8 protein-coding genes are annotated in these 6,222 nt (G+C 39.2%); all 8 read left to right on the top strand.

Going from position 1 to position 6,222, the window contains the following annotated elements:
• On the top strand, positions 1–824 hold an 824-nt coding region (locus tag VLB74_RS05180), incomplete at its 5' end, for an aminotransferase class I/II-fold pyridoxal phosphate-dependent enzyme (protein ID WP_325202396.1).
• Between the two features lie 67 nt (positions 825–891).
• Positions 892–1,401 (top strand): SRPBCC family protein, encoded by a 510-nt coding sequence (locus tag VLB74_RS05175; protein WP_325202395.1) that lies wholly within the window; start codon positions 892–894, stop codon positions 1,399–1,401.
• Between the two features lie 60 nt (positions 1,402–1,461).
• A complete protein-coding gene (locus VLB74_RS05170; protein WP_325202394.1) occupies positions 1,462–2,343 on the top strand; it encodes an SDR family oxidoreductase in 882 nt (293 codons plus the stop codon).
• A gap of 343 nt (positions 2,344–2,686) precedes the next feature.
• Positions 2,687–3,454, top strand: a complete 768-nt coding sequence (locus VLB74_RS05165) for a ParA family protein (RefSeq protein WP_325202393.1) — start codon at positions 2,687–2,689, stop codon at positions 3,452–3,454.
• 6 nt (positions 3,455–3,460) lie between these two features.
• A complete protein-coding gene (locus VLB74_RS05160; RefSeq protein ID WP_325202392.1) occupies positions 3,461–4,360 on the top strand; it encodes a ParB/RepB/Spo0J family partition protein in 900 nt (299 codons plus the stop codon).
• Positions 4,360–4,932, top strand: a complete 573-nt coding sequence (locus tag VLB74_RS05155; protein ID WP_325202391.1) for a DUF5683 domain-containing protein — start codon at positions 4,360–4,362, stop codon at positions 4,930–4,932. The genes VLB74_RS05160 and VLB74_RS05155 overlap by 1 nt, the downstream gene beginning before the upstream one ends.
• 10 nt (positions 4,933–4,942) lie before the next feature.
• Positions 4,943–5,644, top strand: a complete 702-nt coding sequence (dapB, locus tag VLB74_RS05150) for a 4-hydroxy-tetrahydrodipicolinate reductase (RefSeq protein ID WP_325202390.1) — start codon at positions 4,943–4,945, stop codon at positions 5,642–5,644.
• Between the two features lie 70 nt (positions 5,645–5,714).
• Positions 5,715–6,222, top strand: a 508-nt coding sequence (locus VLB74_RS05145) for a DUF5684 domain-containing protein (protein WP_325202389.1), incomplete at its 3' end; no start/stop codon positions are given.

The raw sequence follows: 6,222 nt of genomic DNA, 5'->3' as shown, positions 1-6,222 counted from the left end.
CGTTTGTAAACACAGGAGAAGAAGTGATTCTTTTGGATCCGAGTTATGACAGCTATGAACCGTCGGTGATTATGGCCGGAGGCGTTCCGGTTCGCATTGCTCTGAATGATGATTATTCACCCGATTTTAACAGAATCGAGGCCGCACTTTCATCAAAAACAAAAATGATAATCATTAACAATCCGCACAACCCAACAGGAAGAATCTGGACGAATGCAGAATTTGAAGCCTTGGAATCCTTATTGGTGAAACATCCGCAGGTTTTGATTTTAGGGGATGAAGTATATGAATTCATATCGTTTTCCCACCCGCATATCTCCTTTCACATGCGCCCGAAACTAATTGAACGAACCATTATCGCATCATCTTTTGGAAAATCATTGCATGTGACCGGCTGGAAAATCGGTTATCTTATCGCACCCGAAAAATTGATGGCCGAGATTAAAAAAGTGCATCAGTTTTTGGTTTTCAGTGTGAACAGTTTTTCGCAAAATATCATTTCGGAATATCTGGATGTGGTCGATTTAAACGCTATTGCTGCAATGTATTTGCAAAAAAGGAATTTATTTCGGGAACTGATTAAAGACAGTCGTTTCGAATTGCTTCCATGTGATGGCACCTATTTTCAATTGGTAAGCTATAAGAATATCAGCAACCAAAATGACGTGGATTTTTCAAGGGAACTGATAACGAAACACGGTGTGGCTTCCATTCCGCTATCTGTTTTTTACCAGGACGGCACCGACAAAAACGTGCTCCGATTTTGTTTTGCCAAAACAGATGAGACCCTTATCGCAGCAGCAGAGCGACTTAACGATATATAAAATATTGAAAAATAACATTTTGTAATATATTTTTTTTATCTTTAGGAAAACGAAAAAAAATATAACTATGTCGCACCACAATCTTTATATTGACAACAAACTTGTCATATCAAGAGATTTTAAGGCCCCTAAAAATCTCGTTTATAAAGCTTGGTCGGAAGCAGAACGATTTGAACAGTGGTGGGGGCCATCCGGTTTTTCAACCAATGTAATAACTTTTGATTTCCGTCAGCAGGGCACCTGCCATTACTGTATTGAATCCCCCGATTCACTGAAAATGTGGGGACGATTCATCTACAAAGAAATCCTACCCAACAAAAAAATAGAATTCCTTAATTGTTTTTCCGATGAAAATGCGGGGGTTATCCGTGCGCCTTTCAGTGAATCATGGCCGTTGGAGATGTTCAACATCATGACCCTCGAGGAAGAAAACGGCATCACCACCGTTACCCTGCTGATAGCACCTTACAATGCATCGGATATGGAAATAAAAACCTTTGGGGAAAATCATGAAAATATGGAGTTGGGCTTCAAAGGTACTTTTGACCGTCTTGAGGACTATCTTCTGAAAAACTGAACACTTACTATGCAGGCATAGTATTTTTGTTTATATTTACGATTCTAAAAACCTACACATATGAATTTTTCAGCAAAAATGCTACGCGATAATGCTTTGGCAGACAAGGTCATTGTTGTAACCGGAGGCGGAAGCGGTCTAGGTAAAGCAATGACAAAATATTTTATGGAATTGGGTGCAAAAGTTGCCATCACCTCCCGTGATTTGGAAAAACTGCAAACCACGGCCAAAGAATTAGAATCGGAAACCGGTGGAAAATGCCTTGCCGTTCAATGCGACGTACGCAATTACGACCAGGTAGAAGCCATGTTAGCCGAAGTTTTAAAAGCCTACCAAAAAGTAGATGTGTTAGTGAACAATGCTGCCGGAAATTTCATCTCCCCTACCGAACGCTTGTCAGCCAATGCCTGGGATACCATAATCGACATCGTTTTGAAAGGTTCCAAAAACTGCACGTTGGCTTTCGGAAAACATTGGATTGAAGCAAAACAAACCAACAACACAGTGCTAAATATAGTCACAACTTACGCCTGGACAGGATCTGCTTATGTAGTTCCAAGCGCTACAGCGAAGGCCGGAGTGCTTGCCATGACAAGAAGTTTGGCTGTGGAATGGGCCAAATACGGCATCCGCATGAATGCGATTGCTCCTGGCCCTTTCCCTACCAAAGGCGCCTGGGATCGTTTGTTGCCGGGTGATTTAAAAGAGAAATTCGATTTAGCTAAAAAAGTACCTTTGAAAAGAGTGGGCGATCATCAGGAATTAGCAAATTTAGCAGCATATCTGGTTTCTGATTTTTCCGCATACGTTAATGGTGAAGTGGTTACCATCGACGGAGGGGAATGGTTACAAGGCGCAGGACAATTCAATTTACTCGAACAGGTTCCAACCGAATTATGGGATATGCTGGAAATGATGATCAAGTCGAAAGGGAATAAATAGTAGTCAGTCACAGTACTCAGTCACAGTAGTCAGTCGCAGTATTCAGTTACGGTTTGCAGTTTCAAATGACAAATTGAAAATAGAATATAGTAGTTAGCTTGAAGAAATTCAGGCTGACTTTTTTTTATAAAACATCTCCAAAAATTCATCCGCCTAAAACATCTCCTGATCAAAAAGAATTGAGGCATTTCAATCATGACAATTACCACTACAATCGCTGTAAACTAGGACTGAGACTGCAAACTTAAACCATCTCTTTCAACTTTAAAATATTGTTAACAAATAACATTTTCATAAACCATAATAAATTGTATTTTTACGCTTCAAAATTTGAAAAGAAAAAATGGGTAAAATCATTGCTATAGCCAATCAAAAAGGTGGCGTTGGAAAAACTACAACTTCAGTTAATTTAGCAGCTTCCTTAGGTGTTCTGGAAAAAAAAGTACTATTAATTGATGCTGATCCTCAGGCAAATGCCTCGTCAGGATTAGGAATTGACGTGGAAGGTGTTGAAATAGGAACTTATCAGATTCTGGAACACAGCAACACACCTGAAGAAGCTATAATGGAATGTACGGCTCCGAACGTATCTTTAATTCCGGCTCATATTGACCTTGTGGCAATCGAAATTGAACTCGTAGACAAAGAAAACCGTGAGTACATGCTGAAACAGGCATTGGCGAGCGTAAAAGACAAATACGATTATATCATTATTGATTGTGCGCCTTCTTTGGGGTTACTGACCTTAAATGCCTTAACAGCTGCCGACTCGGTTGTGATCCCTATTCAGTGTGAGTATTTTGCATTGGAAGGCCTTGGTAAATTGCTGAACACCATCAAAAGTGTGCAAAAAATACACAATCCGGAACTGGACATTGAAGGTTTATTGCTAACGATGTATGATTCTCGTTTGCGTTTATCAAATCAGGTGGTGGAAGAAGTGCAGAAACACTTTAACAACATGGTTTTTGATACCATCATCCAAAGAAACATCAAATTGAGTGAAGCACCAAGTTTCGGAGAAAGCATCATTAATTATGACGCTACAAGTAAAGGAGCGACCAATTATCTAAACTTGGCAGAGGAAATAATCAAGAAAAACAGCATCTAATATTTTATGACAAAAGCGGTAAAAAAACAGGCATTAGGAAGAGGATTATCGGCGTTATTAAAAGATCCGGAAAACGATATTCAATCGGTAGAGGATAAAAATGCGGACAAAGTTGTCGGGAATATTATTGAACTTGATATCGAAGCAATTGAAATCAATCCGTTTCAACCACGAACCAATTTCAATGAAGAATCGCTTCAGGAATTGGCCTCCTCCATTAGAGAACTAGGTGTAATCCAACCTATTACGGTTAGAAAAACCGATTTCAACAAATACCAGTTGATTTCCGGTGAACGTCGTTTACGTGCTTCGAAATTAATAGGGTTAAAAACGGTTCCTTCCTATATTCGTCTTGCAAACGACAACGATTCATTGGTTATGGCTTTGGTGGAAAATATCCAGAGACATGATTTGGATCCTATCGAAATCGCTTTGTCTTACCAAAGATTAATCGACGAAATTCAGCTGACTCAAGAACAAATGAGTGACCGAGTTGGTAAAAAACGTTCGACGATTGCCAATTACCTGCGTTTACTAAAATTAGACCCGATCATCCAAACCGGTATCCGCGACGGATTCATCACCATGGGACACGGTCGTGCCATCATCAACGTGGAAGATCACGATGTGCAAACCGATATCTATCAGAAAATTGTAAGCCAAAATCTTTCTGTTCGTGAAACCGAGGCATTGGTCAAAGCGTATCATGATAGCCTGAAACCAGCTCTGCCAAAGGCACCAAAAGGAACTTCTTTTGAAGTGGATTCCGACAAACAAAGAAGTATTACCAATTTCTTCGGAGCTAAAGTAGATGTAAAAGTGGCCGCTAACGGAAAAGGGAAAATAACTATTCCTTTCCATTCTGAAGAAGATTTCAACAGGATTTTAAAATTAATTAACGGATAGTGAATAAGTTACTGATAATATTCTTTTTCACACTGTTCTTTACATCGCAAACAGTTCTTTCCCAAACTGAAGCTCCGTTACTGATTGCAAAGGACTCTGTTAAAACGGGCGAAATTAACGTTCTTGCCCCAGCCAAAGCTGCTTTTTATTCAGCATTGGTTCCGGGAATGGGACAGGCTTACAACAAAAAATACTGGAAAATCCCTATTATCTATGCCGGACTGGCAACGAGTATCTATTTTTACATAGATAACAACAAAAAATACAACGATTTCCGTAACGAATACAAAGACAGGTTAAACGGCACTTCGCATTACCTGGATGACGACCCTTACTATGGGCCTTTAGACAATGGACGACTGATAGAAGGACAGAAATTTTACAAAAGAAACCGTGATTTATCGGCTTTCATTACTGTTGCCATTTATGTCTTAAATATCGTGGACGCCAATGTTGATGCACACCTGATGCAGTTCAACGTAAACGAAAACCTTACGGTTCGTCCGGATCTCTATCAAAACGAAATCAATTACAAACACAATGTCGGTTTGACACTGAATTATAAATTCTAATCTGAACATCATGAAAATTGCACTTTTAGGCTACGGAAAAATGGGTAAAGTAATCGAACGTATTGCTTTGGAAAGAGGTCACGAAATTGTTCTTCGAAAAGACCACGGTGACACTTATGACGGATTGGAAAATGCAGATGTTGCAATCGATTTCAGTGTTCCTACTGCTGCAGTGAGTAACATTTCAACTTGTTTTGCTACTAATGTACCGATTGTATCCGGAACTACGGGTTGGTTGGAGCAATATGACGAAATGGTTGCATTGTGTAATGAGAAAAACGGAGCTTTTATTTACGGTTCCAATTTCAGTTTAGGAGTTAACATCTTCTTCGAACTGAACAATTATCTGGCAAAAATGATGGCAAACCTTGAGGAATATAAGGTTTCCATGGAAGAGATCCATCATACCCAGAAACTGGATGCACCAAGTGGAACGGCAATTACATTGGCTGAAGGAATTATTGAAAATTCAGACTACGCTAATTGGACGTTGGAAGTTCCGAAAGCTAACGAAATCCATATCGAAGCCAAACGTATTGAAAACATACCGGGTACACACAGCATATTTTATGATTCTGCGGTAGATCAGATTGAAATAAAACATACGGCGCACAGTCGCGAAGGTTTTGCCTTGGGAGCTGTCGTGGCTGCCGAATGGATTAACGGAAAAAAAGGTGTTTTCACCATGAAAGACGTTTTAAATTTAAAATAATCAGATGTTGGATAATTTAGATTATCAGACAACCTGAAAACGATTAAACAAATAACCAAATAAACACATTATGACACTAATTCAATGGTTTATCTTTTTCCTGATCGTACAGCTTGTACATTTTGCAGGAACATGGAAATTATATGAAAAAGCAGGAAGAAAATCATGGGAAGCCGCTATTCCGGTTTACAATGCCATTGTATTGATGAAAATCATCGATCGCCCTACTTGGTGGACTGTTTTGTTGTTTATCCCTATCGTAAACCTTATCATGTTTCCGGTTATCTGGGTAGAAACATTAAGGGCTTTCGGCAAAAAATCTGAAGTAGATACAGCTTTGGCAGTTGTCACGCTTGGTTTTTACATTTATTACGTTAATTATACCCAGAATGTAACGTATATCCCTAACAAAAATGCCATACAAAATGAAAATACTGTAAGTTCACTGCTTTTTGCCATTGTTGTGGCAACTTTAGTACACACTTACCTTATTCAGCCCTTTACCATTCCGTCTTCCTCTTTGGAGAAATCATTGTTAATCGGCGATTTTTTATTTGTCAGTAAATTTCATTACGGAG

The organism is Flavobacterium sp., assembly GCF_035456225.1.
Classification (GTDB): Bacteria; Bacteroidota; Bacteroidia; order Flavobacteriales; family Flavobacteriaceae; genus Flavobacterium.
Note: the sequence above shows the minus strand (reverse complement) of the source record. Positions and strands in the feature narration are given on the sequence as shown.

Bases quoted from the DNA above. Each gene is read 5' to 3' on its own strand.
- VLB74_RS05160 (WP_325202392.1), top strand. From the start codon at position 3,461: ATGACAAAAGCGGTAAAAAAACAGGCATTAGGAAGAGGATTATCGGCG.
- dapB (WP_325202390.1), top strand. From the start codon at position 4,943: ATGAAAATTGCACTTTTAGGCTACGGAAAAATGGGTAAAGTAATCGAA.
- VLB74_RS05165 (WP_325202393.1), top strand. From the start codon at position 2,687: ATGGGTAAAATCATTGCTATAGCCAATCAAAAAGGTGGCGTTGGAAAA.
- VLB74_RS05170 (WP_325202394.1), top strand. From the start codon at position 1,462: ATGAATTTTTCAGCAAAAATGCTACGCGATAATGCTTTGGCAGACAAG.
- VLB74_RS05175 (WP_325202395.1), top strand. From the start codon at position 892: ATGTCGCACCACAATCTTTATATTGACAACAAACTTGTCATATCAAGA.